This window comes from Lutibacter sp. (assembly GCF_040883305.1).
Lineage (GTDB): Bacteria > Bacteroidota > Bacteroidia > Flavobacteriales > Flavobacteriaceae > Lutibacter.
Genome location: NZ_JBFLKT010000362.1, coordinates 1 through 3,366, shown reverse-complemented (window position 1 = coordinate 3,366; position 3,366 = coordinate 1). Strand labels below are relative to the sequence as shown.

Below are 3,366 nucleotides of genomic sequence, written 5' to 3'. Positions count from 1 at the left end.
GTTAAATTAAAATGGTGATTTATTGGAATTGAGCCTTCATTTTCTTTATTACAAAAAACTTTTTCTTCATTAATAAAACCATCTTTTCTAACTTGAACTAAAACACATTCACCTTTTGGAATTACAACATCTGAAGCACCAATACCTTGCGAAATATTATTTACAAAAATCTCAGCATCGGCTGGTGTAACTTTCACCTGAATTAACCGATCAACTAAAGTTAAATTTACAGAGTTTGGTGGTACTTCTTTGTCTTCTTTATTATAATAAGTTTGTACAATTGATTTAAAACCTTTCTTTTTAATTTCTATAGTAGAACTTGCGTCTTTTTTTAAAATTAAATTATAATTTTTACTTCCAACAGCATTTCCATCAACAAAAATATCGGCATCATAAGGCTCCACATTAAACTCAACTACTCTACTGTCTAAAGTTACTTGCACATTTTTTGGCCATTTTGTAGATCTTGGATACATTTTTATCAAGTCTTGAAAACCTTCTTTTACAATTTTAATTTTATTTAAACCTTTTTTATCTAGCTTTAAAATTATTGAACCCACACCTAAAGCAGGTTTTATTGTTTGATCACCAATTACTTTGTAAAAAGTAGCATCGGGATAATTAGCAGTTATAGTTATTTTACTTTGTGAATAGGCAATTGAAAAATATAAAAAAGCAACAAGAAATGTAAAATTCTTTATCATAATAATTAGTTTGAAATTGGTTGATAAGCGAATATAATAATTTATAGCGTTATTCCTTATGAAAAAAGACCTTTTTAGCTAATAGCTGTTCTTCTGTTTCAATATTTTCATCATCTGGAACACAACAATCAACAGGACAAACAGCGGCACATTGTGGTTCATCATGAAAACCTTTGCACTCAGTACATTTATCTGCTATTATAAAATAAACTTCATCATCTTTTGGTTCATACTGTTCATCAGCGTCAACTTTCTTGCCATTTGGTAGCATCACGTTGCCTAATAATTCTGTACCATCTGAAAAACGCCATTCTTCAGAAGCCTCATAAATTGCATTATTTGGACATTCTGGCTCGCAAGCGCCACAATTTATACATTCGTCTGTTATTTTTATTGCCATACTATTATTTACATTATTTTTGCAAATATAAAATTATATTTAAATATGAATTTAGAGCAGCGCATTGAAGCTTTTGCAAAACTTGGAGATTTTTTCGGACAATTTACTCCCAATGGAATTGTAAAAAAAGATGATTCTCAATTAAATACCTTGTTTTTTGATGCTTTTAAAATGCAAATTGAAAGAGCGCAAGAATTTAATGGTTGGTTTACAAAAGACAATGTTTTAAAAGCTTTTGAAAGTTGGAACAAAGCACTTACCAAAGATAATTTAATCACTTGGACATCAGCATATAATTTTAGTAATTCTAACAATGTAAAAACGGTAGCCATAATTATGGCGGGAAATATCCCTTTGGTTGGTTTTCACGATTTTTTATCGGTTCTAATAAGCGGACATAATACCATTGTGAAACAATCTTCAAATGATAAACATTTTTTACCTTTAATAGCAAAATTTTTAGAACATATAAATCCTTCATTTATAAATAAAATAACATTCACTGAAAATAAACTAACAAATTTTGATACTGTTATTGCAACAGGAAGTAATAATACAGCACGTTATTTTGAACATTATTTTGGAAAATATCCTTCAATAATTAGAAAAAACAGAAATTCCGTAGCAATTTTAACAGGAAATGAAACTAAAGAAGAATTAGAAGCTTTAGGAGAAGATATTTTTCAATATTTTGGTTTAGGTTGTAGAAGTGTTTCTAAAATTTTTGTTCCAAAAGATTATAATTTCGACCTGCTTTTTAACGCTTTATTCAAGTTTAATAACATTATAAATTATAAAAAATACGAAAATAATTACGATTATAATAAAGCAGTATATATTATGAGTCAGTTTAATATTATAGAAAACGGATTTGTAATGTTAAAAGAAGATTCTAACTACGCATCACCAATTGCAACTGTATTTTACGAGTTTTACAATTCCTTTGAAAATCTAAGGCAAAAATTATCTGAAGAAAGTGAAGAAATACAATGTATAGCGTGTAACGAAAACGTTATAGATTTCGTAAAATTTGGAGAAACTCAACACCCAAAATTATGGAATTATGCAGATGATATTGATACAATTGCTTTTTTAACAAAAATATAATACTATTTTTCGTAAAAAAAGTGCTTATATTCTTCTTTTTTTTACGAAATTTGTAAGAGAAAATAATAATATTCTACACAAATGAAAAAACATAATTTTAGTGCAGGCCCATGCATTTTACCACAAGAAGTTTTAAAAAAAGCATCAGATGCTGTTGTCAACTTTAATGGTATTGATTTATCTTTAATTGAAATTTCACACAGAAGCAAAGAGTTTGTTGAAGTGATGGAAAACGCACGTAATTTAGTTATTGAATTATTAAATGTCCCTGAAGGATATTCAGTACTATTTTTACAAGGCGGAGCAAGTCTCGAATTTTTAATGACACCTTACAATCTATTAAAACTTGATGGAAAAGCTGGATATTTGGATACTGGAACTTGGAGTTCTAAAGCTATTAAAGAAGCGAAATTATTAGGAGAGGTAGATGTTTTTGCTTCATCAAAAGAAGCAAACTTCAACCATATTCCAAAGAATTATACGGTTCCTACAGATGTAGATTACGTTCATTTTACTTCTAACAATACTATTTTTGGTACGCAATTTAAAGAATTTCCAAAAACAGATAGCTTATTAGTATGCGATATGAGTTCCGATATTTTTTCTCGTCAGATTGATGTTTCTAAATTTGATTTGATTTATGCAGGTGCTCAAAAAAATATGGGTCCAGCCGGAACAACATTGGTAATTGTAAAAGATGAAGTGCTTGGTAAAACTGGTAGAACAATACCTGCAATGTTAGATTATAAAGTTCATATTAGCAAGGATAGTATGTTTAATACACCACCTGTATTTCCAGTATATGTATCTATGTTAACTTTACAATGGTTGAAAAAATTAGGTGGAGTACCTGCCATTGAAAAAATAAATAACGAAAAAGCAGCGTTGTTATATGCTGAAATTGATAGAAACCCATTATTTAATGGTTTTGCAGCAAAAGAAGATCGTTCTACAATGAATGTTACTTTTACACTAGCCAATGATACACATAAAGAAACTTTTGATAAAATTTGGAATGATGCTGGTATAAGTGGAATTAAAGGGCATAGATCTATTGGAGGTTACAGAGCAAGTATATACAATGCAATGCCTATTGAAAGCATTCAAGTTTTAATAAATGCAATGCAACAATTTGAAAAACAAGTTTCATAAACT

General features: G+C 28.8%; 4 protein-coding genes. 2 read left to right on the top strand and 2 right to left on the bottom strand.

Annotated elements, in window-relative coordinates:
* A partial coding sequence (locus AB1Z17_RS11590; protein ID WP_368051955.1) for a hypothetical protein occupies positions 1-704 on the bottom strand: 704 nt, incomplete at its 3' end.
* 49 nt (positions 705-753) lie between these two features.
* The gene (locus AB1Z17_RS11585) at positions 754-1,104 is read right to left on the bottom strand and encodes a 4Fe-4S dicluster domain-containing protein (RefSeq protein WP_368051954.1); all 351 of its coding nucleotides are present in this window, start codon (positions 1,102-1,104) and stop codon (positions 754-756) included.
* Positions 1,105-1,149: 45 nt separating this feature from the next.
* On the opposite strand from AB1Z17_RS11585, the gene AB1Z17_RS11580 reads away from it, so the two are divergent.
* Together AB1Z17_RS11580 and serC are read left to right on the top strand one after the other, a co-directional pair.
* Positions 1,150-2,211, top strand: coding sequence for an acyl-CoA reductase (locus tag AB1Z17_RS11580; RefSeq protein ID WP_368051953.1), 1,062 nt, complete (start codon positions 1,150-1,152; stop codon positions 2,209-2,211).
* 81 nt (positions 2,212-2,292) lie between these two features.
* Positions 2,293-3,363, top strand: coding sequence for a 3-phosphoserine/phosphohydroxythreonine transaminase (serC, locus tag AB1Z17_RS11575; RefSeq protein ID WP_368051952.1), 1,071 nt, complete (start codon positions 2,293-2,295; stop codon positions 3,361-3,363).
* The last annotated feature ends 3 nt before the right edge of the window (positions 3,364-3,366 follow it).

What these genes read in the sequence shown, in the direction of transcription:
- AB1Z17_RS11585 (WP_368051954.1), bottom strand. Translation starts at nt 1,104, where the DNA reads ATGGCAATAAAAATAACAGACGAATGTATAAATTGTGGCGCTTGCGAG.
- AB1Z17_RS11580 (WP_368051953.1), top strand. Translation starts at nt 1,150, where the DNA reads ATGAATTTAGAGCAGCGCATTGAAGCTTTTGCAAAACTTGGAGATTTT.
- serC (WP_368051952.1), top strand. Translation starts at nt 2,293, where the DNA reads ATGAAAAAACATAATTTTAGTGCAGGCCCATGCATTTTACCACAAGAA.